General features: G+C 70.0%; 21 protein-coding genes. 13 read left to right on the top strand and 8 right to left on the bottom strand.

Features of this window, described 5'->3' with window-relative positions; genetic code table 11:
* Positions 1–604: 604 nt before the first annotated feature.
* From kdpF to I6A60_RS25810, 4 genes are read left to right on the top strand one after another with little or no spacing between them, the layout of a single operon-like run.
* Positions 605–694 carry a K(+)-transporting ATPase subunit F gene (gene kdpF, locus I6A60_RS42950; RefSeq protein ID WP_203017159.1) on the top strand — a complete coding sequence of 30 codons (90 nt, stop codon included), beginning with the start codon at positions 605–607 and terminating at the stop codon, positions 692–694.
* A complete protein-coding gene (kdpA, locus tag I6A60_RS25820; RefSeq protein WP_203017158.1) occupies positions 695–2,356 on the top strand; it encodes a potassium-transporting ATPase subunit KdpA in 1,662 nt (553 codons plus the stop codon). It begins immediately after the preceding gene.
* Positions 2,357–4,498 (top strand): potassium-transporting ATPase subunit KdpB, encoded by a 2,142-nt coding sequence (kdpB, locus tag I6A60_RS25815; protein ID WP_203055717.1) that lies wholly within the window; start codon positions 2,357–2,359, stop codon positions 4,496–4,498.
* Between the two features lie 2 nt (positions 4,499–4,500).
* Positions 4,501–5,397, top strand: coding sequence for a potassium-transporting ATPase subunit C (locus I6A60_RS25810; RefSeq protein WP_203023392.1), 897 nt, complete (start codon positions 4,501–4,503; stop codon positions 5,395–5,397).
* 85 nt (positions 5,398–5,482) lie between these two features.
* On the opposite strand, the gene I6A60_RS25805 is transcribed toward I6A60_RS25810, so the two are convergent.
* Together I6A60_RS25805 and I6A60_RS25800 are read right to left on the bottom strand one after the other, a co-directional pair.
* The gene (locus I6A60_RS25805; protein WP_013424192.1) at positions 5,483–5,680 is read right to left on the bottom strand and encodes a DUF397 domain-containing protein; all 198 of its coding nucleotides are present in this window, start codon (positions 5,678–5,680) and stop codon (positions 5,483–5,485) included.
* Between the two features lie 44 nt (positions 5,681–5,724).
* Positions 5,725–6,579, bottom strand: coding sequence for a helix-turn-helix transcriptional regulator (locus I6A60_RS25800; protein WP_203023391.1), 855 nt, complete (start codon positions 6,577–6,579; stop codon positions 5,725–5,727).
* A 168-nt stretch (positions 6,580–6,747) separates the two neighbouring features.
* Between I6A60_RS25800 and I6A60_RS25795 the strand changes: the two genes are divergently transcribed.
* Positions 6,748–7,374: an ATP-binding protein gene (locus tag I6A60_RS25795; protein WP_203023390.1), complete on the top strand. Its 627-nt coding sequence runs from the start codon at positions 6,748–6,750 to the stop codon at positions 7,372–7,374.
* Positions 7,375–7,554: 180 nt separating this feature from the next.
* Positions 7,555–8,451 (top strand): RNA polymerase sigma factor SigJ, encoded by an 897-nt coding sequence (sigJ, locus tag I6A60_RS25790; protein ID WP_203023389.1) that lies wholly within the window; start codon positions 7,555–7,557, stop codon positions 8,449–8,451.
* 147 nt (positions 8,452–8,598) lie between these two features.
* Here sigJ and I6A60_RS25785 read toward each other — a convergent pair whose 3' ends face one another.
* Positions 8,599–9,561, bottom strand: coding sequence for a TauD/TfdA family dioxygenase (locus I6A60_RS25785; protein ID WP_203023388.1), 963 nt, complete (start codon positions 9,559–9,561; stop codon positions 8,599–8,601).
* A 531-nt stretch (positions 9,562–10,092) separates the two neighbouring features.
* Between I6A60_RS25785 and I6A60_RS25780 the strand changes: the two genes are divergently transcribed.
* On the top strand, positions 10,093–10,581 hold the full coding sequence (locus tag I6A60_RS25780) for a carbonic anhydrase (RefSeq protein ID WP_203023387.1): 489 nt from the start codon (positions 10,093–10,095) through the stop codon (positions 10,579–10,581).
* A gap of 462 nt (positions 10,582–11,043) precedes the next feature.
* Here I6A60_RS25780 and I6A60_RS25775 read toward each other — a convergent pair whose 3' ends face one another.
* Both I6A60_RS25775 and I6A60_RS25770 read right to left on the bottom strand, forming a co-directional pair.
* On the bottom strand, positions 11,044–11,622 hold the full coding sequence (locus tag I6A60_RS25775; RefSeq protein ID WP_374113439.1) for a cupin domain-containing protein: 579 nt from the start codon (positions 11,620–11,622) through the stop codon (positions 11,044–11,046).
* A gap of 388 nt (positions 11,623–12,010) precedes the next feature.
* Positions 12,011–12,865 (bottom strand): helix-turn-helix domain-containing protein, encoded by an 855-nt coding sequence (locus tag I6A60_RS25770; RefSeq protein WP_203023386.1) that lies wholly within the window; start codon positions 12,863–12,865, stop codon positions 12,011–12,013.
* A gap of 167 nt (positions 12,866–13,032) precedes the next feature.
* On the opposite strand from I6A60_RS25770, the gene I6A60_RS25765 reads away from it, so the two are divergent.
* Both I6A60_RS25765 and I6A60_RS25760 read left to right on the top strand, forming a co-directional pair.
* A complete protein-coding gene (locus I6A60_RS25765; RefSeq protein ID WP_203023385.1) occupies positions 13,033–14,130 on the top strand; it encodes an NAD(P)/FAD-dependent oxidoreductase in 1,098 nt (365 codons plus the stop codon).
* 118 nt (positions 14,131–14,248) lie between these two features.
* Positions 14,249–15,151 carry an LLM class flavin-dependent oxidoreductase gene (locus I6A60_RS25760; protein ID WP_203023384.1) on the top strand — a complete coding sequence of 301 codons (903 nt, stop codon included), beginning with the start codon at positions 14,249–14,251 and terminating at the stop codon, positions 15,149–15,151.
* Between the two features lie 445 nt (positions 15,152–15,596).
* Here I6A60_RS25760 and I6A60_RS25755 read toward each other — a convergent pair whose 3' ends face one another.
* Complete coding sequence (locus I6A60_RS25755) at positions 15,597–16,085, bottom strand: hypothetical protein (RefSeq protein ID WP_203023383.1); 489 nt, start codon at positions 16,083–16,085, stop codon at positions 15,597–15,599.
* A gap of 200 nt (positions 16,086–16,285) precedes the next feature.
* Positions 16,286–17,191, bottom strand: a complete 906-nt coding sequence (locus I6A60_RS25750; RefSeq protein WP_307873871.1) for a DUF222 domain-containing protein — start codon at positions 17,189–17,191, stop codon at positions 16,286–16,288.
* Between the two features lie 1,234 nt (positions 17,192–18,425).
* Between I6A60_RS25750 and I6A60_RS25745 the strand changes: the two genes are divergently transcribed.
* From I6A60_RS25745 to I6A60_RS25735, 3 genes are all read left to right on the top strand, one after another.
* Positions 18,426–19,364, top strand: coding sequence for a ribose-phosphate pyrophosphokinase (locus tag I6A60_RS25745; protein WP_203023382.1), 939 nt, complete (start codon positions 18,426–18,428; stop codon positions 19,362–19,364).
* A 229-nt stretch (positions 19,365–19,593) separates the two neighbouring features.
* The gene (locus tag I6A60_RS25740) at positions 19,594–20,094 is read left to right on the top strand and encodes an ATP-binding protein (protein WP_203023381.1); all 501 of its coding nucleotides are present in this window, start codon (positions 19,594–19,596) and stop codon (positions 20,092–20,094) included.
* Between the two features lie 81 nt (positions 20,095–20,175).
* Positions 20,176–20,757: a dihydrofolate reductase family protein gene (locus I6A60_RS25735; RefSeq protein ID WP_203023380.1), complete on the top strand. Its 582-nt coding sequence runs from the start codon at positions 20,176–20,178 to the stop codon at positions 20,755–20,757.
* A 193-nt stretch (positions 20,758–20,950) separates the two neighbouring features.
* On the opposite strand, the gene I6A60_RS25730 is transcribed toward I6A60_RS25735, so the two are convergent.
* Entirely contained in the window at positions 20,951–21,808 is an 858-nt protein-coding gene (locus I6A60_RS25730; RefSeq protein WP_203023379.1) for a helix-turn-helix transcriptional regulator, read from the bottom strand.
* A gap of 149 nt (positions 21,809–21,957) precedes the next feature.
* On the opposite strand from I6A60_RS25730, the gene I6A60_RS25725 reads away from it, so the two are divergent.
* The gene (locus I6A60_RS25725; protein WP_203023378.1) at positions 21,958–22,875 is read left to right on the top strand and encodes an NADP-dependent oxidoreductase; all 918 of its coding nucleotides are present in this window, start codon (positions 21,958–21,960) and stop codon (positions 22,873–22,875) included.
* The last annotated feature ends 190 nt before the right edge of the window (positions 22,876–23,065 follow it).

Raw genomic sequence — 23,065 nt, 5'->3', positions numbered from 1 at the left:
GTTCGCGAGCGGAGTCGGGACGCGGCTCGACCGGTCTCTTCAGCGGACCGGGAGGCCTCGTCGACCGGCTGCGGGCCTCGCTGGCCGGGTTCGCGCTGTGCCTCGTTCGAGCGGCCACGTTGGATCTTTGCTTTGGCCCGGCTACGTCGGATCGCGACTCTGCCCGCGACCGGCGTGCCCGGGCGCGCCCGGACGGCAGGCGACAAGGAAGCCCGACGAGGCCGCCAGGTGTGTCCAAACCGACGCCCCGTCCTGCCCCGAAATGTGCTGGCGCAGCCGTTCCGTACGCGGCGCGTTGACGTTTGCCGGTGCGGCGTCAATACGGCGTCAACGACCCGGCCGATGCCGGACAACCACGCCGATACTGACCGTTGCCGCGCGGGGGCCGCGGCGGTGGACGTAAGACGGAGGTGGCGCGTGATTCAACCGGAAGGAGCGCCGCCGGTTCACGGCACCCACCCGCACGCGGCCTTGCGCGGACAAGTCGGTCGTGTCGAAAGATTGTGGAAAGGCAGGCGTTCGAGGTGCGAGACCTCGTTTTTGTGCTGCTCACCCTAGCGGTGTTCGCGGTGCTCGGGCTGGTTGTCAAGGCGGTCGAGAGGCTGTGAGCGCCGAGAACATCGTCGGCCTCGTCCTCGCGGTCGGCCTCACTCTCTTCCTCTTGGCCGCGATGCTTTTTCCGGAGCGTTTCTAGATGGGCGCGAACGGTGCGGGTGTCATATTCATCGGCATCCTGGTGGTGGCGCTCGTACTGACCTATCGGCCCTTCGGCGACTACATGGCGCGCGTCTACGCGAGTGACCGGCATCTGCGGGTCGAGCGGGGGATCTACCGACTGGTCGGTGTAGACCCCGACTCCGAACAACACTGGCCGGTCTACGCCCGCAGCGTCCTGGCGTTCTCGGCCGTCTCGGTGCTCTTCCTGTACCTGTTCCAGCGACTGCAGAACCACCTGTGGCTGGCACTGGGCTTCCCGGCCGTCAAGCCGGCGCTGGCGTGGAACACGTCGGTCAGCTTCGTCACCAACACGAACTGGCAGGCGTACTCCGGCGAGTCGACGATGGGCCACTCGGTCCAGATGGCCGGCCTGGCGGTGCAGAACTTCGCGTCGGCCGCAGTCGGGATCGCGGTGGCGGTCGCCCTCGTCCGCGGCCTCGCCCGCAAGAGGTCGGACACGCTCGGGAACTTCTGGGTCGACCTGGTCCGGACCGTCGTGCGGATCCTGCTGCCGATCAGCATCGTGGCGGCAGTCGTCCTGATCGCCGGCGGCGCGATCCAGAACCTCCATGGCACCCGGACCGTCGGGACGCTGGCCGGTGGCCAGCAGTCCATCACCGGTGGTCCGGTCGCCAGCCAGGAGGTCATCAAGGAGCTGGGGACGAACGGCGGTGGGTTCTACAACGTCAACTCGGCGCATCCGTTCGAGAACCCGACCGCGTGGACGAACTGGTTCGAGATCTACCTGATCCTCATGATCGGTATCTCGCTGCCGCGGACCTTCGGCAAGCTGGTCGGCAGTACCCGGCAGGGCCTGGCCATCGTCGCGGTGATGGCGGTGCTGGCACTCGGCAGCGTGACGCTCAACCTGGCGTTCCAGGGGATACACCACGGCACCGTGCCGATGGCCGTCGGCGCGGCCTCGGAGGGTACGGAGACACGGTTCGGCGTGCCCGATTCGGCGACATTCGCCAGTGCCACGACGCTGACGTCGACCGGCGCCGTCAACTCGTTCCACGACTCCTATACGAGCCTCGGCGGCGCCACCCTGCTGTTCAACATGATGCTCGGCGAGGTCGCGCCGGGCGGTACCGGCTCCGGGCTTTACGGCATGTTGGTACTCGCCGTGATCACGGTGTTCGTCGCCGGGTTGATGATCGGGCGAACACCGGAGTATCTGGGCAAGAAGATAGGCAGCCGGGAGATCAAGCTCGCGTCGCTGTACATCCTCACGACCCCGCTCGTCGTGCTGGTCGGGACCGCTGTGGCGATGGCCTTGCCCGGTGAACGCGCGGGGATGCTGAACACGGGCGCGCACGGCCTGTCCGAGGTGCTCTACGCGTTCACGTCCGCAGGCAACAACAACGGCTCGGCGTTCGCGGGTATCACGGTGAACACCGACTGGTACAACACCGCGCTCGGCCTCGCGATGGCGTTCGGTCGCTTCCTGCCGATGATTTTCGTCCTCGCGTTGGCCGGGTCGTTCGCCGCGCAGCAGCCGGTACCCGCGACCGCGGGCACGCTGCCGACGCATCGTCCGCAGTTCGTCGGGATGCTGGCCGCCGTCACCGTGATCGTCGTCGCGCTCACCTATTTCCCGGCGCTCGCGCTCGGGCCGCTCGCGGAGGGGCTGCACTAGATGTCCACCACCACGCTCGTGGAGACGCCGGCGCCGCCCACCGGCCCCCGGCGCATTCAGGGGGGCCTGCTCGACCCGGCGATGATGTGGCGCTCACTGCCCGGGGCGCTGCGCAAGCTCGACCCGCGCACCCTGTGGCGCAATCCGGTCATGTTCATCGTGGAGGTCGGCGCGGTCTACACGACCGTCCTCGCGGTCGCGCATCCCTCGGCGTTCAGCTGGCTGATCGTCGTCTGGCTGTGGTTGACGGTCCTGTTCGCCAACCTCGCCGAAGCCGTCGCCGAGGGCCGCGGCAAGGCCCAGGCCGACGCGCTGCGCCGCACGAAGACCGACACGATCGCCTACCGGCGGGGCGCCGGCGGCGCGATCGAGGAGGTGCCCGCGCCCCAGCTCCGTCAGGGTGACGTCGTCGTGGTCGAGGCCGGGCAGTTCATCCCCGGTGACGGCGACGTCATCGAGGGCATCGCCAGCGTCGACGAGTCCGCCATCACGGGCGAGTCGGCGCCGGTGATCCGCGAGTCCGGCGGTGACCGCAGCGCGGTCACCGGCGGTACCCGGGTGCTGTCCGACCGGATCGTCGTGCGGATCACCCAGAAGCCCGGCGAGAGCTTCATCGACCGGATGATCGCCCTGGTCGAGGGGGCGAACCGGCAGAAGACCCCGAACGAGATCGCGCTGAACATCCTGCTCGCGGCCCTCACGGTCATCTTCCTGCTGGCCGTGGCGACGCTGCAGCCACTGGCGATCTTCTCGAAGGCCCAGCTGCCAGGCGTCCCGAACACGAGCGCGCTGAACGGCCACGGCGTGACCGGCATCGTGCTGGCCTCGCTGGTGGTCTGCCTGATCCCGACGACGATCGGCGCCCTGCTGTCCGCCATCGGCATCGCCGGGATGGACCGGCTGGTCCAGCGCAACGTGCTGGCCATGTCCGGCCGGGCCGTCGAGGCCGCCGGCGACGTGAACACGCTGCTGCTGGACAAGACCGGCACGATCACGATCGGCAACCGGGAGGCGCGCGAGTTCCTCCCGGTCGGCGACACGGGCGCGGACGACCTCGCCAGCGCCGCGCAGCTGTCCTCACTCGCCGACGAGACGCCCGAGGGGCGCTCCATCGTCGTCCACGCGAAGACGGCCTACGGCCTGCGCGAGCGCGGCCCCGGTGAGCTGCTGCATGCCCGGTTCGTGCCATTCACCGCGCAGACCCGCATGTCGGGCGTCGACCTGGACGCCGTGGGGTCCGCGCCGGCCCGGCGGGTCCGCAAGGGCGCGGCCGCCGCCGTCATCACCTGGGTCCGCGAACAGGGCGGCACCGTCCCGGCGCAGACCGGGGAGATCGTGGACGGCATCTCCGCCGCCGGCGGGACCCCGCTGCTCGTGGCGGAAGCCGTCGACGGGACCGCCCGCGTCCTGGGTGTCGTCCAGCTCAAGGACGTCGTCAAGCAGGGCATGCGCGAGCGGTTCGACGAGATGCGCCGGATGGGCATCCGGACGGTCATGATCACCGGGGACAACCCGTTGACCGCGAAGGCCATCGCGGACGAGGCCGGTGTGGACGACTTCCTCGCCGAGGCCACGCCCGAGGACAAGATGGCCTTGATCAAACGGGAGCAGGCCGGCGGGAAGCTCGTCGCGATGACCGGCGACGGGACCAACGACGCCCCCGCGCTGGCCCAGGCCGACGTCGGCGTCGCGATGAACACCGGCACCTCGGCCGCCAAGGAGGCCGGGAACATGGTCGACCTCGACTCGAACCCGACGAAACTCATCGAGATCGTCGAAATCGGCAAACAGCTGCTCATCACCCGCGGAGCCCTGACCACGTTCTCGATCGCCAACGACGTCGCGAAGTACTTCGCGATCATCCCGGCGATGTTCGCGGCCATCTATCCGGGCCTCGACAAGCTCAACATCATGCGGCTGCACAGCCCGCAGTCCGCGATCCTGTCCGCCGTCATCTTCAACGCGCTGATCATCGTCGCGCTCATCCCGTTGGCGCTGCGCGGCGTGCGCTACACCCCCGGCGGCGCCTCGAAGATGCTCAGCCGCAACCTGTGCGTCTACGGCCTCGGCGGCCTGGTGGTCCCGTTCGTCGGAATCAAAATCATCGACCTCGTCATCCAGTTCATCCCAGGAGCGCGGTGACCATGGCCGCAAGCCGACTGCCCTCGTTCGTCCGACAGCACCTCGCCGCACTGCGCGTCCTGCTCGTCCTGACTGTCCTGACCGGCATCGCCTACCCGCTGGCCGTCATCGGGATCGCGCAGCTCCCGGGCCTGCGGGACAAGGCCGACGGCTCACTCGTGAAGAACGCCGCCGGCCAGGTGGTCGGCTCGGCCGAGCTCGGCCAGCTGTTCACCGACTCGGCCGGCAACCCGATCCCGAAGTACTTCCAGCCCCGACCCTCGGCGGCCGGCGCCGGCTACGACCCGACGTCGACGTCCGCGTCCAACCTCGGCCCCGAAAGCCTGGTCGACACCTTCGACGACCCGGCCACCAAGGACGTCGACGAGTCCAAGCAGAGCCTGCTCACCCAGGTCTGCTCCCGGAGCAAGGCGGTCGGTGACCTCGACGGTGTCGACGGGCGCCGCCCCTACTGCACCGCGGGCGGCGTCGGCGCTGTCCTGTCGGTGTTCCGAACCGCCGGGACGACGGGGACGATCACCAGGGTCGTGAGCATCAACGAGGAATGCCCCGCGGCCCCGTTCGTCGTGACCTACCAGGGGGTCAAGGTCGACTGCGCCACGTTCGGCGCGGACTACTCGGCCGGCATCCTCGTGCCGGTCAAGGGCCCAGGCAAGGGCACCGGCAACCCGGTCCCGCCGGACGCCGTGACCGCCTCGGGCAGTGGTCTCGACCCGGACATCTCACCCGCCTACGCCTACCTGCAGGTCAACAGGATCGCCAAGGCCCGCGGCCTCGACCCGGCCGCCGTCCGGCGGCTGGTGGCGGAACACGTCGACGGCCGCGCGCTGGGATTCATGGGGGAGCCCACGGTCAACGTGCTCGACCTGAACCTGGCCCTCGACAAGGCGGCTCGTTAGCCTCCGCGAGGCGTACTGAGAGACCACTGCGAGAATGTTCGGCCGGGCGGCCGACGAAGTCCGACGGGCGCCCGGCCGGAGACCACTATCTGTCGAACTCGCCGTCCCGGGCACCTGCCACAAACGCCGTCCACTCGGCCGGCGTGAATTGCAGGACCGGTCCGGCGGGATCCTTGGAATCGCGGACCGCGCGACCGCCGTCTGGGAGGGCGGCTACCTCGACACAGGCGCCATTACCGCTGCTGTGGCTGCTCTTGCGCCACACCAGATGCGGATGAGTCATTTCGTCCTTCCTTCCGGTGCCCCCCAACCTGTTCCGTCTACAGCCTATCGGCCCAGGTCAGTCAGCAGTTGTCGACTGTCGGCCGGGGCGAGAGCGATGGCGCGTAGACTATCGAAGATTGCGCGATATCGACGGATCTCGGCGTCCGCCTCAAGGAACAGGTCGCCGGCCATCGAGTCGATGTAGACCACTGCGGGATCCGCCGGGTCGGGAAAGTCGAGCAGGATGAACGACCCCGGCATGCCGGGGTGCGCGCCCGCGGAGAACGCGATGACCTGGACCGTGATGTTCGGTTTCGCCGCCGCCTCGGCCAGACGGGCCAGTTGGACGCTCATCACCTTGGCGCCGCCGACTGCGCGGCGCAGCGCGGCCTCGTCGACCACCGCCCAGAAGCGCGGCGGGTCCGCCGTGTTCAGCAGGGCCTGGCGGTCGATCCTGGCCCGCACCCGCTGTTCGACCTCCTCCGCGCTCGCTGTCGTCATCACGCCGGACACGACCGCGCGGGCGTAGTCCTCGGTCTGCAGGAGACCGGGGACGAACAGCGACTCGTACGTCGCGATCGACCGCGCCTCGCCCTCGAAGCCGATGTAGGTGGCGTACTCCTCGGGAAGCTCGTCGTGGTAGGGCAGGAGCATGCCCTGGCGGTCGGCCTCGCGAGACAGGGCCAGCAGCTCCTCCTGGGCCTGCTCGTCAACGCCGTAGGAGGCGAGGATCGCCAGCAGGGTCCGCTTCTGGGGCCGGCGCGCACGAGCGGTCTCGATCCGGTAGAGCGTGGCCGGGTCGATGTTGGTGCGGGAGGAGACCTCCTCGCGGGTCAGGCCCGCGTCCGTGCGCAGGCGGCGCAGCTCGGCGGCGAGGCGGCGCAGTCGGACCGTGGGAGCAGGACGGCGCGGTGGCATCGTGTGGTCTCCTCCTTCGCGGCCGCCCGACATGAAGGTGCATAGCTTGCATCTTCCTGTCGGGCAGAAGGATGATGTGGCCTGCGCCACCCTGGCACAACATCAATGCTGCTGCGGTGTCGGGGTGTGCGCCGCAAGTCTCGCCAGACCAGGGGAGGGCGGTGCAGCGTGACCAGTGGCCAGACCGGCCCGCAGGCCGCGCCCCACGTCGCCGTCTTCCGCTTCCCCGCCGACCCGGCCGCGTGCCCGCTGGCCCGCCACTTCGTCCGTGGAGTCCTCGGGGAGTGGCGGTTGGCGCAGGCGGCAGACGTGGCTGAGCTGCTCACCTCGGAACTGGTCGGCAACGCCATCGACGCCTGCGCGGGTGCCGAACGCCTTGACGGCGGGCTGGTCGGCTGCGTGGAGGTCGGCGTGACCGCCGACCGCGGGCGGCTGCTCATCGAGGTGGCCGACGCCGACCCGCGCCCGCCGAGGCCACGCGACCCGAGCCCCGACGACGAGAGCGGCCGTGGCCTGATGCTCGTCGAGGGCCTCGCCGAACGGTGGGGCCACCATGTGGCCACCACCAATGGCGGCCGGCCGCACGGCAAGGTCGTCTGGTTCGAGATCGCCCTCGCGTCGGCGGCGGCGCCGGTCGGCCTCCCGATCCGGCTGCCCACGCCCCGGGTCGGGCCCGAGCAGGCCGAGCCGGGCGCGTCGCCCGCTCGTGCGCGGCCCGGTCGCGCCCTACCGGATCTCGCCCTTCCGGATCTTGCCCTGCTGGGGCGGGTCCGCCGCCGCCTGGACCTCGTCTGACGCCCTCGTCCCAGCCGTCCGGCCGGTCCGGGTGTCACATCTGGTCGGTCTGTCTCGTCCCAGTCAGGGGCAGCGATCTCGGGCCAGGATGGTGGCGATGAGGGTGGTAGTCGGCAGGCAGGACGCGACGGGCGCGGCGACCGTCCGGGCGACGAACGTGCGGAAATCCGGGCCGGCGTCGTGAGCGCCGACCAGGAGGCGCTGGCCGTCGCCTTCCAGGCCGCGCGGCCGCGGCTGGTGCGCGTCGCCTATGCGATCCTCGGCTCCCGCGGTGACGCCGAGGACGTCGTCGCCGACTGCTGGCTGCGCCTGGTCGCGCACCACGTCGAGGAACCGATCCGCGACCCGGAGGCCTGGGCCGTCGTCACCGTGTCGCGGATGGCCGTCGACGTCCTGCGCTCGGCCCGGGTGCGCCGCGAGCGGTATGTCGGCCCGTGGCTGCCCGAGCCCGTCCTCACCACCGCGGCCCCCGAGCAGGGCGACCCCGCGGACAGGGTCACCCTCGACGACGAGGTCAGCTACGCGCTGCTCGTCGTGCTGGAGACCCTGACACCCGCCGAGCGGACCGCGTTCGTGCTGCACGACCTGTTCGGTCTGCCGTTCCCCGAGGTCGCCGACATCGTCGGGCGTACCCCCGCCTCCGTGCGCCAGCTCGCCTCGCGGGCCCGTCGGCACATTCGCGACCGGGCCGGGCGCCCGGTGGTCGATCCCGCCGAGCACCGCCGTGTCGTGGAGGCGTTCGCGGCGGCGGCCGGCTCGGGCGACCTCGGCACACTGATCGCCGTTCTGGACCCCGAGGTCGTGCTCGTCAGCGATGGTGGCGGATTCGTCACGGCGGCCCGCCGGCCGATCCAAGGGGCCGACAAGGTCGCGCGCTTCGTCCTCGGCGTCCTCGCGAAGGGGCAGCTGGGCAGTCAGATCGAGCTGGTGCGGGTCAACGGGGCGCCCGGCTTCGCGGTACACGAGGCGGGGCGCCTCGCCGCCGTCGTCGCGTTCACCGTCGCCGCCGGCCGGGTCGCTCGCCTCGACCTCGTGGTGGCCCCGGACAAGCTGCCCCGCGAGCCGCGCGACGCCTGAGGGCGGTCCGACCCCTCGCGAGGAGGGCGCGGGCGTTCGCCCGGAGGCCGTCCCAACCGGCGAGGCGGGTCGAGGCACAGGTCCACGACCCGCCTGGCCGGCGGCCTTGCACTGGTCGGGGCCGCCTTCCCGGCGGCCCTGTGCAGGTCAGACGGCTGGCGTGGGGACTGTGCCGATCGGGGAGTACTCGCTCGCGTCGCCGGCGCGGGAGACGCTCGGGCGCCCGTCCCTGCCGACCGGGATGGTGCCGGCGACGGTGACCCGGTGCACGATCCGCGGGCTGTCGGCGTAGTCGTTGATCGCGTAGTGCTGGGTCGCGCGGTTGTCCCAGATGGCGACGTCGCCGGTCCGCCAGTGCCACCGGACGGTGTTCTCCGGCTTGGCTACCGCGTCGGCGAACGTGCGCAGCAGGTCGAACGACTGCTCCTGGCTCACTCCGGTCAGCTGCTTGACGAACCCGCCGAGCAGCAGCGACGGTTCGCCCGTCTCGGGGTGGACGCGCACCACCGGGTGCTCGGCCTCGAACTCCTTGGAGCGGAACTCGAAGAACCGCTCCTTGAACACCTCGGGCAGGCCGTCGAGGTCCTGGAGGCGCAGGCCGTAGTCGTGCTGGTTGGTGTGGTAGACCCGCAGCGCGTCCGCGACCTGCTGCAGCGGGGCCGGCAGGTCCCAGTAGGCCGCCACGGTGTTCGCCCAGATCGTGTCGCCGCCGACCGGCGGGATCTCGACGGCCCGCAGCACCGAGAACGCCGGCGGCCGGTCCGTGAAGCTGACGTCCGTGTGCCAGGCGCCGGCCCGGCCGCCCTTGGACGCGTCGAGCTCGTGCACCAGCGGGTAGCCGTCGAGCGGAGCCTGCGACGGGTGGGCCTGGGTGAGCTCGCCGAGCAGCCGGGCGAACGCGATCTGGATCTCCGGGGTCAGGTGGTGCTGGTCGCGGAAGAACACCACCCGGTTCCGCACGATCGCCGTCCGCACGGCCGCGACGGTCGCGGCGTCCAGGTCGCCGTCGATCCGGACACCGCTGATCTCGGCGCCGATCCGGACGGTCAGCGGCCGGATGTCGAGCTCGACGGCGGGCGTCACGGGAGCCGGCGCGGTGTCGACGGTCATTGTTCACTCCTTCTCGGCGGGTTGATCAGTGTGCGGACGGGCATCGGCAGCCCCCCGGGTCAGCCGGAGGCGCCGGGGGAGCGGTCGGACGACGGGTACGCCGACGCGTGCGGTCGGCACGGGTTCGGCGGCCTCGCGGGTCCGGGGTGCGGGGTGCGGGGTGCTAGGTGCTAGGTGCTAGGTGCGACCCACCGTTGCGCGACAGTAGGCCGCGGATCAGCGATATGTCCATTAATTCGATAGAGAAAGATGAATGTTGCACGAATGCGACTCGGGGTCGGGCGGCCGGCCGCGGCCGATGTTCGGCTGTGATCCTTCCGGCCGTCGCCGAGTCGGCCTCGAACCGGGCCAGTTCACGCCCGGCCGAAGGGCGGTGGACGCCGCGGGGGCCGCTGACGTGCGGCTGGGCTGGCACGGCGAGGTCTGGCTCAGGAGTGCCGGGTCGCCCGCGGCGGGTTGACATCGGACGGAGAGATAACTTCACTTCACCGATGTAAAAGATGATGAAATGCGCTCGCTACTGGGGGAACCGTGTCCGTTACGGACGAGTACCTGGCCAACAACGCCGCCTACGCCCAGAGCTTCGTCGGGCCGCTTCCGTTGCCGCCCGCCCGCAACATCGCCGTCGTCGCCTGCATGGACGCGAGGCTGAACGTCTACGGGATCCTCGGCCTCGCCGAGGGGGAGGCGCACGTCATCCGCAACGCGGGCGGGGTGGTGACCGACGACGAGATCCGGTCCCTCGCGATCAGCCAGCGGCTGCTCGGCACGACCGAGATCATCCTGATCCACCACACCGACTGCGGCATGCTGACCTTCACCGACGACGACTTCAAGCGCTCGATCCAGGACGAGACCGGGATCAAGCCGGAGTGGGCCGCCGAGGCGTTCCCCGATCTGGATGAGGACGTCCGGCAGTCCATCGCGCGGATCAAGGCGAGCCCCTTCGTCCCGCACCGGGACGCGATTCGGGGCTTCGTCTTCGACGTGGCGACCGGCCTGCTCAAGGAGGTCTCCTGACCGACCCGACCCGCGGGGCCTCGACGCGGGGTCAGTGGAGCGCTCGTGGAGCCGGCGGCGGTGTCGCGGCATGGTGCCCGGGTCGGCGGCGCAGGCAAGGGCAAACGGCGCGGCCATCCGTCGGCGGGCTTCCGGCCGCCGCCACCTTGGTGTCGGTGATCGTCGTTTGAGCCCTCTGGTGGTCGCGGAAAAGCCCTGATCACAGCCACGGGAGGGCCAAAACAGCGATCAACGGCCGGCGGCGCCGCAGCGGACCGTGCCGACGTCTGGTGGGCCGACGTCTGGGGGGGCGACGTCTCGCGGGCCTGCGCCTTGCTGCCGGCCGCGCTCAGTCGGTGTGCCGGGTGCGGCCGCCGTCCGGCGTGGCCACGGGTGAACGCGCCGGCCCCTGATGTGGACCTTCCTGGCCCGGCCACCTGCCCGCAGGGATCACGGCGGCTCGGCCTGCTTCGGCGGACCCACTCAGTCGGTGTGCCAGGTGCGGCCGCCGTCCGAGGTCTTCGCCGGTCCGCGCCAGCGCAGATCGGCGAGGTTGACGACGATCGCCTCCTGGGTGGTGCGGGCGATGACGACCACCGCCTCGGCCTCCGGGTCCGGGTTCTCCTCCCGGTGCGGCACCCACGGCGGCACGTAGATGTAGTCGCCGGGCGAGGTCTCCAGCCGGATCTCCTCTTCCTCCCGCAGGAAGACGAACGCCGGATGCCCGGAGACGACGTAGATCCCGGTCTCGGACACCCCGTGGTGATGGTTGGCCGACCGGGTGGCCGGCGCCACGTGGGTCTGGCCCATCCACAGCCGCTCGGTACCGACGGTCGTGCCGGACAGCGCCTCGACCCGGCGCATCCCCTCGGTCTGCGCGGTGTGCGCCGACAGGCCGGCGGGGCGGATCTGGTGGAGCCGGCGGTGGAACGCGTCGAACTCCTGCGGGGTCGGCTCGTCCGGCCCGGTCGCCGTCCCCTCGGCTGCGGACGGCCCCTTGGCGACGGGCGCCCTATCGGCGGTGCCCGTCGGGTCGGGCGAGGCCGCTGCTTGATCAGGCACGGTGAGCCTCCTCAGCGTGTTTCGGGGACCGGTCCCGTTCGGCAGCACCCGGACGGGTCGGCCGCACGTTCGTTCCTACGTGGTGGTGACGGAATCCAAGCATCCGCGACCACCATGTAGGAACGATCGCGTGGTGGTGAGGTATCTCCCGAGTGTGGCGGGACGCGAGCACGCCCGCGTTCGGTCACAGCAATCGACCGCGTCGTGAGGTATCTCCCGAGTGTGGCGGGACGCGAGCACGCCCGCGTTCGGTCACAGCAATCGACCGCGTCGTGGGGTGCCTCTCCAATGTGGCGAGACGCCAGAACGCGTGCGGTCGGTCGTAGCGATCGACCGCGTCGTGAGGTGCCTTTCATGTGTGGCGCGAAGCGAGATCACCTGCGGTCGGTCACCGGCCGACGAGGCGTAGCGGCTGGGGTCGGTCGCGGTTGAGCTCGTCGAGCGCAGCGGCCGTCGCCGCGTCGGCGGGCAGGTAGACGACGAGACGCTGGTCGTCGTCGACGGAGAGCTCAAGGGTCTCGTAGGCGAGCCGAAGCGCCCCGGCGCCGGGGTGGGCCAGGCGAAGGACGCCGGTGGCCTTAGGCAGGCCGGGAACCGTGTCGACCCGGTGGGTGAAGGCCTCGCCGACGGTGACCGTCAGCTCATCCGCCAGCGCCGCCATATCCGGGCGAGCCCGGAACGGGCCCTGTTTGAGGGCCGCGACCTGTTCGTCGGCGACATGGTCCCAGTCGAGGTACGCCTCGCGGGCTCGGACGTCGGTGAAGAGGAACCGGGCGAGGTTGGGCTGCGCGGCCTCCAACAGCCCCATGGGTCCGACGAGCCGCTCATAGCCTGCGGTGTGCGCGAGGACGTCGCTGAGCAGGTTCAGCAACACCGCGGCGGTCGGCTCAAGGCGGTCGAGCAGGGCCTGGACAGTCGGGCGGACGGTGCCGGCCGGATCGCCGAGGCCCCGGCACCTGAATCCCGGGTCGGCGGCTTTCGTCAGCCGGTGCAGGTGAACGCGCTCCCGGGTGGTCAGCCGCAGTGCCTCGGCGAGGGCGGAGAGCACCTGTGGCGACGGCCGGCGGTCGCGTCCCTGCTCGAGCCTGATCACGTACTCGACGCTGACGCCGGCGAGGGTCGCCACCTCGGAGCGGCGCAGTCCGGTGGCGCGGCGACGCGGACCGGCGGGCAGGCCGACGTCGGCCGGGCTGAGCGCCTCACGGTGCGTGCGCAGAAAAAGCCCGAGCTCGTTGTCGCTCACTGCCTGACCGTAACAACCTCCCGAGCCGTCGTGGTGTCCCTGTCACTACCACCCTCAGCCACTACCACCCTCAGCGCGGCCTTCCTGGGCGTCCGTCCGCTGGCCAGAGTCGCCGAAAGAGCCCGACGACGTCGAGGCCGAATCTCTGGCAAAGAGAGCTGGGAATCATGAGCGGTACGGTTGTGGTCGTCGGCGGCGGCTATGGCGGCGCGGCGGTCGCGAAGGCGCTGGAAACGCAGGCCGAGGTCGTCCTGATCGACCCACGGGACTCCTTCGTCAACGCGGCCGGGTCGCTGCGGGCGCTAGCCCAGCCGTCCTGGGCCGCCAACATCTTCTTTCCTTTCAACACCCTTCTCACCGCGGGGACGGTGATTCGCGACCGGGCGATCTCGGTGGACCCCGGCGGCGTCACCCTTTCCTCGGGCCGGCGGGTACCCGCGGACTACCTGGTCCTCGCCACCGGGTCCAGCTACGCCTACCCGGCCAAGCCCAGGTCCGAGGGCACCGAAGACGGTCTGGCGGACCTGCGCCGTACCCACAAGGAGCTGGCCGACGCCGAACGGGTACTGATCGTCGGCGCGGGGCCGGTCGGCCTGGAGCTTGCCGGCGAGATCAAGGACGTCTGGCCGAACAAGTCGGTGACCATCGTCGACCCCGCCGAGACGCTGTTGCCGACCTTCGAGCCTGGCCTGCGCGAGGACCTCCACCGCCAGCTCGATGACCTGGACATCGAGCTGCGCCTGGGAACCAGCCTGACGGCGCTGCCCGCGACCGAGGCGGGCCGGGCCGGACCCTTCGTCGTGACCACGACCGAAGGCGTCGAGCTCGCCGCGGACATCTGGTTCCAGGCCTTCGGCGCGCGTCCCAACAGCGGCTACCTGGGCGACGGCCGGCTGACCACGCTCAGCGCGCGGGGCGAGGTCTCCGTTACCGACGCGCTGAATGTCACCGGGCACGACCGCGTCTATGCGGTCGGGGACCTGACCGATATCGCCGAGGACAAGCTGGCCGCCTACGCCCTGCGCCACGCGGAGGTCGTCGTGGAGAACATCACCGCGCAACTGCGGGGCGAACGGCCCACGGCCACCTATCAGCCGTTGTCGCACCCGATCATTCTGCTGCCGCTCGGACCGCGCGGCGGCGTCGGCCAGATGCCCACGCCCGAGGGCCCGGCGGTCGTCCCGGCTGCCACGGTGGCCGACTACAAGGGCGTCGACCTGTTCACCGGCCGCTTCACCGAACAGTTCGGCCCTACTGCCGCCTAACCGCACCTTTCTTTCAAGGTTCGGCTGCCGGACGGAAGGAAAGACAGTGGCTTCAGACGACACAGTGGTTTCAGACAAGACCGTGGCTTCAGACGACACAGACGCTTCGGACAACACAGTGGCTTCAGACGACGTCGTCTTCGGTTTCGGGGCGCACAGCGGTTTCGATACCGGGCCCGAGTTGCTGAGGCTGGCGCGACAGGCCGATCGCGACGGTCTCGATCTCTTCTCGCTCTCGGATCATCCGTACCTCGGCGAGCGTCTGGACGCCTACGCCTCCCTCGGCTTCATCCTCGGGCGCACCCAACGCCTCGCGGGCTTCGCCAACGTCACCAACCTGCCGACCCGGCCCGCCGCCCTGCTGGCCAGGACCGTGACCGCGCTGTCCGCGCTCTCCGATGGCCGCCTCGTCCTCGGCATCGGCGCCGGCGGCCGGTGGGACCGGATCGCCGACCTGGGGGTTCCGAGGCTCTCACCGGCGGACGCCGTGGTGGCGTTCGAGGAGGCGATCGTGCTGGTCAGACTGCTGTCGGGTGGCGGCCCGCCGGTGACCTACCACGGCCGCCACTACCGGGTCGATCAGATCACGCCGGCTCCCGTCCCCGCACCCCCCGTGTGGACGGGCTCCGTCGGCCCGAGATCCCTCGCCGTGACGGGGCGGGTCGCCGACGGCTGGATTCCCGGCCACGCGGCGGACTGGCTCAGCGAGCGGTACCGGACCTCGCGCCCGGTCATCGACGAGGCAGCGGCGGCCGTGGGCCGGGACCCGCGTCAGATCCGTACCGTCTTCAACCTGCCCGGCCGGATCACGGACCGGCCGCTGCCCAGTACCCGTGACCGCGACGGTCGCTGGGTCGGCGGCTCGGTCGGCCAGTGGGTCGACGAACTGACCGGCGCCGTGCGGGAACATGACGCCGCGGGCTTTCTGCTCTTCTCGCCGGGCGGCGGGACGCCGGACCCCACATCCCTGAGCAGCTGGGCCACGGAGATCGTCCCGCAAGTCCGCGCCGCGATCGCCTAGGACGATCCATCAGCCGAGGCCAGAACTCGCTGTGGGCGCATGTGCTCGTCGGCCGGTCGGCCGCCTTCCTCGTTGCTGGAGCTGTCGACCCGGTAGGTGCGACCGGTCGGGCTCGTCCAGGTGAAGACGCCAGGGTGGTTTTGGTCGAGGTGCCAACCGTCTCGGCGATGGTCAAGCCCCACATTTGTGACGTCGTGCAGACGACCGTGACCTGCGCGTTCCCAGTCGCTGGCCCGGGCCAGCTGGCGGCGGCCTGCCGTCGGTGCCCTCGGATGCCGTACCTGGCTGGTCTGCGTCACCGCCGTCGAGGGTCGAGCGCCCAGACTCGTGTGGGCATCCGCGCCAACCCACGCTGGCACCCATCGCGTCCGAACGGGCAGACCTACGCTGCTGACCTTCGCGAGAGGTCTGGTGCGTTGAAGGGCGACTGCCGAGGCCCCCGTGCCTATCCGAGGGATAAAGATACGACGAACTCGGAGAGCGTAGGAGTGACAATCCGCCATGAACATTGATTGGGATCGGTCCAGAAATCGCTGCCGACGACTCGCGGATTAGACGGGTCGGTTCGATAATCCAGCGCAAGGGCGACGTCGTCGCCAGCGTTCCTATTTACAGCTACCAGGACCGCCTTTTCAACGTCGAGCCACGGCAGATCAATAAGGTCTGCTTGTCGACTTCCGCGTAGCTGGCGGAAAATCCACGAAGAGCGTTCGTCGTCAGTCAGGAAGTCGAGCGACCTATTTTCGCGGCGCATGGAGCCGATGCTGGTCAGAAAAGACAGCGGATCCTTGAACCACGGCATGAGGTCGCGTAGAGCCGACTCGCTTGGGTCGCACCATCGGCCGACCTCTAACAACGAGATCAGGCGAGCGGGAAGCCGGAGACCACGCACGGTCCGCTGCCGTTCACCCTGCCCGTCGTCGACCACGGCCACAGAACCCTCGAGGTTAGCTGTTCGGTACAAGCCTCCGGCCGGCCGGATCCTCTGGCAAGGATAGGCTGACACAGGCCCCACACCTTAGCCGCGGTGTCATGCCGCGCAGCGCCGCCCGGGCATCGATACACGGCCACATGACCTGAGTCCCTGCACCGCCGGACAGAGCGTCACCTGCACGACTGCTCGAAACGCACTCCTCAAGGGTGGCCGAGGTCGAGGACGGTGCCGGTTTCGGGGTCGGTCAGGGCGCGACGCCAGTGGGCGTCGGCGGCCAGCGCGCGACCGACAGTCGCGGGAATGGGGCCGTATCCGACGAGTTCCGTTGGATTCTCGTCCAAGCCGGCGAGGGTGCCGACGGCGGCGACGACCTGCAGTTCGACGGTGACATGTTCACGCCGGTTACCCAGGAGCAGAGCGGTGAGGACGTCTGCGCGGCGTGCGTCGATCGAGCGGGTATCGCCGTCGGTACGAGCGTCGGTACGGGCGATCTGATTGATTCGATCGTAGATCGCTCGGGCGTCTTCGGCGCTGAGGACCGCTGTCAGGCAGGCCATGCCGTCGTCGAGCGAATCGATGGCGACCCGGCGTTCGGCGTGGGCGCGACGCCGGCGCTTCGCGGCGCCCTGTGGGTCGAGCCGGCTGATGATCCGGTGGATCTTGCGGCGCCACTGGGGCGGGGAGGCAAGTCTGCTGCCGGCGAGCATCGTCGCCTCGACGAGGGCGCGTTGCCCGGTCGTGAGGCAGATGGTGAGCCCGTGCAGCGCCGCGAGCCGGGTGTGGTTGAGCAGGCCCGCGGTCAGGTCGGCCAGCGCGGCGGGGAGATCATGAGCGATGTCCCAGGCGGTCGCCAGCCGGCTGGACATCGTGCGGGGTGACTGTCCCAGCTCCGCGGCCAGCTCGTCGGCGGCGACGGTCGAGTACGGCTCGCCTGCCTCCCCTTCAGCGGGGTCGGGTGGACGTTGGCGGGCGAGGTGAACGTGGGTGTGGACCGTCAGCCCTTCCAGCCTGGCGGTCAGCCGCGCCAGCCTGGCCGCGAGCGCCAAGGTCGCCGACGCGTCACACCCCACCAGCCCAGCCAGCACCTCGTCGAACACAGCGTCCACCGACGACAGCCTCCCGAGAAGCCCCTCGGCGGGCGGGCTATCCGATGGAAGGACAGCGGTATCGGCAAATGGACGGTCGGCAACGTCGCCGTCGATGGGCGGGCGGCCAGTGGCAGGTCGGCCCTGCGTCGTCTGTGGCGGCGGGCCAAAGAATGGTCGATCGAGGAGCTGGCAAGCTGATTCCCCATGGGGCGGCGGGTCACGGCCGTCGAGCGAATCGAACATACGTCAATGGTAGCTCGATGCGAAAAAAGAGCAAGCGGCAGAAATGTCGATCAATGATCATTCTTTGAAATACTTCGCATTCTCGCGAGCTGTTCATTTCAATGGGTATCGTTGCGGATTGGCGGGCACCGGTGCTGTTCAGAAGATTGCGGCTGTAAAAGCGAGGTCGGGCCAGATCTCTGGGTTGGCAGTGTCAACCGGCCGGGGCCGGCCTCAGGGCCCCGGTAAGTCTGGTGAGGTGGCGGGGGCTGACGATGACCGGGGTTTCGTGGGTGCGGGCGCGACCCCCGGAGACCGTGGAGGTTCCTGCACCCTCATGATCAACCCGAGGTGTCAGGCCCGCCGCGGCAGTCACCGCCTGCCCCTGCTCTCGATCGGTCGGCGACGGCTGCATCCGGCGGCCACAACTGCGCCGTCGTCGGCACCGGCCACGGCCGTCTCGAACGGCGCGCCGTGACGGCCGTCGAGGCTCACGCCGGGCTGCTCCTCCCGCGCGCCACGCAGGCGGCGCAGCTTAACCGCCGCGGACCGCCGCCCACCGGTCGGCCGGCCGAGACCGACGGCGACTTTCTGGTTACCAGCCTGCCGACACATCAGACCAGCCCTGTTCGCCGCGCACGTCCGAGCACGGGCTGGCGGAGAACCGGCCGCGCCGAATCCGCGACGTCACCTCCGGCGAGGACGTCGGCGAGGTTTGGACCGGCAGCGCACCCGAGGTCACGGCCAGGCTGTGTAACCCGGCGATCGCGGTCCTACACCTGACCGGCACCACGAACGCCGCCGCAGGGATCCAGCGCCACGCCCGCGGCCCCGGCCGCCCCTGGGGGCGATCATGAACCTCGCTTGCTAACCGACAACGTGGCCGGGGCCCTCGCCCACTACCGCCTGCGTCACGCTACCCGCGTATGGCGAGCCCGCATCGTGATCGCGGTCTGGCTTTGTCGGGCGACAAGGTTTCGCCTGTAGGATGGGGACGTCCGTAACGTCCGCACTAACGTCGGGTCGGTTTGTGCGAGAGATTGTCGTCTTCAGCGGAAGCGCGCATCGGCAACTAGCCGAGGAGGTGTGCCACCATCTCGAGACGCCATTGTCGCCGGTTCGCATCGAACGCTTCGCGAACGACTGCCTGGAAGTTCAGCTGCAGGCGAACTGCCGCGAACGGGACATCTTCATCATCCAGCCGCTCGTAAGGCCCGTCCAGGAGAACCTCGTCGAGCTGCTGCTCATGCTGGACGCGGCCAAGGGCGCATCGGCGTTGCGGACGACGGTCGTGATGCCGCACTATTCGTACGCGCGCTCGGACAAGAAGGACGCACCGCGGATTTCGATCGGCGGACGGCTGGTCGCCGACCTGATGGCCACCGCCGGGGCCAACCGGATCCTCGCCATGACCCTGCACGCACCGCAGGTGCACGGCTTCTTCAGCGTCCCGGTCGACCACCTGCACGCGCTACGCGAACTGGCCCAGCACTTTCGCCAGTACGACCTGTCGAACACCACCGTGGTCTCGCCCGACCTCGGCAACGCCAAGGAGGCCGCGCATTTCGCCCGGCGGCTGGGCGTTCAGGTCGCGGCCGGTGCCAAGCAGCGGTTCGCCGACGACCGGGTCGCCATCAGCGCGGTCATCGGTGATGTCGCCGGCCGCGACATCATCATTCTCGACGACGAGATCGCCAAGGGCAGTACCGTCCTCGAGCTCCTGAACAGGCTCCGCGACATCGGCGTCCGGTCGATCCGCATCGCCTGCACCCACGGACTGTTCGCCAGCGGCGCCCTCAAGCGCATCGGCGACCAGCCCGACGTCCTCGAGATCGTCTGCACCAACACCGTTCCCATCCCGAGTGAGGAACACATTCCCAAACTGAAGATTCTCTCCGTCGCGCCCGCGCTGGCCGAGGCCATGCGCCGCATCCACAACGGCGAATCGGTCAGCGCTCTGTTCGACTGAGCGGCAGTGATCGGGTCGCGACTCGGCTTGCGTGGACGATGGCGGGCCCTCTAATACGCCTCCCAGCGCTCGCGGCCGGGAACGTCGGGACCGCGCCTCCATGGTCAACCTTGGTCCACCAACCTCGATCGGCGCTTCGTCCGCTACCGCCGAACGACGTCGGCATGCTCGTCGTTGTTCGTCGAGATATGTTCCTGCCGGGACCCCCGATCCCAACGAGGAAACAGCTATGAACCCGAAGTCGTCCGCCCGGCTTGTTCTGATAGCTGGCCTTCCGGCGTCAGGCAAGTCGACGCTTGCTCGCCGGCTCGCCCCCAGGATTCCCGCGATCAGGCTGGACAAAGACCAGTGGACGACAGAACTGGGTCACGACCCGTGGGACGACCAGTTTCGCGTTCTTATCGAAGGGCAACTGTGGACGCTCACCCGGGAACTCCTCGCCCAAGGTCAGAGCGTCATCCTGGAGTGGGGTCACTGGGCACGAGTGGAACGGGATGAGAAACGACTCGGAGCCCGGGCCCTGGGGGTGGCGGTCGAGTTGCGTTACCTCGACGCGCCCTTGGAGGTTCTGATCGACCGTGCTCGGCGACGCAACGAGTCGGGCGAATGGAGCGCCTCACCGATGACGCGGGCTCACTTTGAACAGTGGGCAACGATTTTTCAGCCTCCGAGCGACGAAGAGCTCCGCCTGTATGACGAGCCTGTCCCCGAGGTCTGCCGGCGGGGTTGATCGCGAACACGGTGGCGGCTTACAAGTGCGACAGCTCACGACACGCTAATTTTGGGGGCACCCAAAGCAGAGGAGAGGCCCGTGGGCAAGGTGGTCATGTACGGCTCGGTGTCGGTGGACGGCTTCGTCGCGGACGAGAATGACCAGCCCGGACCGCTGTTCGACTGGTTGTCCAGCGGTGACGTCCCGTTGGACGAGAGCGGCTACGTGAAGGTGTCGCAGACGTCCTACGACTACACCCGGCCGTACTGGGACCAGATCGGGGCGACAGTCGTCGGCCGCCACGTCTTCGATATGACGGACGGCTGGGACGGGAAGCCTCCGAGCGGGATCGACCACGTGGTCGTCGTGACGCACCGGCCGCAGCCCGAGGGCTGGGACCCCGAGGCGCCGTTTCACTTCGTCGACGGCGTCGAGGCAGCCGTGGCCAAGGCGCAGGAGCTTGCGGGTGACCGCCTGGTCGAGGTCGCCGCTGGCGACGTCGGTGGCCAGGTGCTTGCCGCGGGCCTGGTCGACGAGGTGCGCATGGACGTCGTACCCGTCGTGTTCGGGTCCGGCAAGCGCTACTTCGGGTCGGTCCACGCGCAGCACCTGTTGGAGGATCCCGACGTGGTGATTCAGGCCAACCGGGTGCTTCACCTGCGCTATCGGGTGCGCCGTTGACCGATCTGCGCGGGTACGCGAAGAAGTCGTGGTCTGCCGAACGCGGCGGCGGCAGTCGTTGCGGGCGTCGCCGGCAAGGCGCACCACCAGATTGCCTCGGAGAACGACCCGAGCGGGGCCGCGAGATCGACAACGAACCGGCTTGCGGCGGAACACAGGCGGTCAAGGTGCCTCTGGCCCGCCGGCGCAGTGCCTACTCGTCCGCAGCGAACTGCTCGGAGCCGACGACCCGTAGGAGTTCCAGGTGGTCGAGGTCGGCGGTGCCGGGCGGGGCGGTGTAGATGAGAAGGCGCTGGTCCTCGCTCGGGGTCAGCAGGATCTCGCGGTCGAGGACGATCGGCCCGATCGTCGGATGGAGCACCCGCATCCGGCTGTGCCGGGGGACGGCCACCTCGTGCAGCTGCCAGAGGGCGACGAACTCCGCGCTGGTCGCGCTGAGCCTGGCGACGAGCGCGGTGGAATCGGCGTCGTACCGGCGGCGCGAGACCGCCGCGCGCAGGTCCGCGACCAGGCGGTGGCCCTGGTCGTCCTGCTCGTCGGCCGGATAGGCGTGGCGCACCGCGGGGTCGTTGAACCACTGCCACACGATGTTGTGGTCCTGGGTGCAGTCGTGCCGGCGCACCGAGCAGGGGCCGCCGAACAGGGCGAAGGCCATGGCGTTCTGCGCGAGGACGTCGCCGAGGTCGGTCAGGATCTGGGCCGGCGTCGCGTTCAGCTGGTCGAGCAGGTACAGCAGGCCGGGGCGGACGTGGTTGCCGGCCAGGCGCCCGGCCGGCGGCCGGTGGCCGGCCAGGACATACAGGTGGGCCCGCTCGTCCTCGGTCAGTCGCAGCGCGCGGGCTAGCGCTGTGAGCACCTGCGTCGACGGCTGGGGGCTGCGCCGCTGTTCCAGGCGCATCAGGTAGTCGGCGGAGATGCCGGCGAGCTGAGAGACCTCCTCGCGGCGAAGCCCCGGGGTGCGCCGGCGCGGTCCGCCCGGCAGCCCGACCTCGTGCGGGCGCAGCCGCTCGCGCGATCGGCGCAGGAAGTCGGCCAGCTCGGGACGGTCCATGACACCAAGGATGGCGGCGCCGGCGGTGGTCAGCCAAGGATCGCTGATCCTAGGGAAAGCCGTCCGCTGCCCGCCTCCGCCGAGCGATGCCAGCGTGGGCCGTGCCCAGCGACGACACGTAACGACACGTTCGGAAGAGGTGCGGTGCCATGCAGGCGGTGCGGTTCAACGAGTACGGCGACGTCGAGGTGCTCGAGGTCGTCGAGGTGGCCCGGCCGGTCCCCGGGGCCGGCCAGGTCCTGGTCGAGGTGAAGGCCGCGGGCATCAACCCGGGCGAGGCGGCCATTCGGACGGGCGCCTTCGCGCAGCGCTGGCCCGCGACGTTCCCCTCGGGTCAGGGCAGCGACCTCGCCGGCATCGTGACGGAGGTCGGCCCGGGGGTGACCAACGCCGCTCCTGGCGACGAGGTGATCGGGTTCACCGACGACCGGGCCAGCCAGGCTCAGTTTGTCCTCGTAGAGGAAGGCAACCTCACGCGCCGCCCGTCGGGGGTTTCCTGGGAGGTGGCCGGTTCGCTCTTCGTGGCTGGCACGACGGCGTACGCGGCCGTTCGCGCCGTTTCGTTGGTGCCCGGCGACACCGTCGTGGTGTCGGGCGCGGCGGGCGGGGTCGGCTCCATCGCCGTGCAGCTCGCCACCGCTGCCGGTGCGCGGGTCATCGGCCTGGCCAGCCCGGCGAACCACGGCTGGCTCGCCGACCACGGCGTGATCCCCGTTGTGTACGGCGACGGGGTCGCCGACCGGATCCGGGAGGCCTCGGGCGGCCGGGTCGACGCCTTCGTCGACACCTTCGGCGGCGGCTACGTCGACCTCGCGGTCGACCTCGGGATCCGCCCGGACCGGATCGACACGGTCATCGACCCCGTGGCGGCGGAGAAGTACGGCGCCAAGACGGACGGCAACGCCGTCGCCGCGACCGCGGAGGTGATCGCGGAGCTGGCCGCGCTAGTCGACAAGGGCGCCCTCGACGTCCCGATCGCGAGGACCTACCCACTGGCCGAGGTACGCGACGCCTACCGCGAGCTGGCCCACCGCCACACTCGCGGCAAGATCGTGCTGATCCCCTGACCAGGCGCCGGACCCGCGACCGGCACGGCGGCCTCGCGGTAGGAGCGCGTCAGATGGGTCCCGGTGGCGCGACGGCGGCGGCGCCGGTCTGGCGGCGTCCCATGATCGCGGTCTGGGCCCTCCCGTGGTCGTTCGTCGGGCCATTTCGTAGCCACCGGAGGGCCCAGACGGCGATCATGGGCGCGCTTCA

Source organism: Frankia sp. AgB1.9 (assembly GCF_016786355.1).
In the GTDB taxonomy this organism is placed as follows: Bacteria; Actinomycetota; Actinomycetes; order Frankiales; family Frankiaceae; genus Pseudofrankia.
This window is presented reverse-complemented; position numbering and strand designations above follow the sequence as displayed.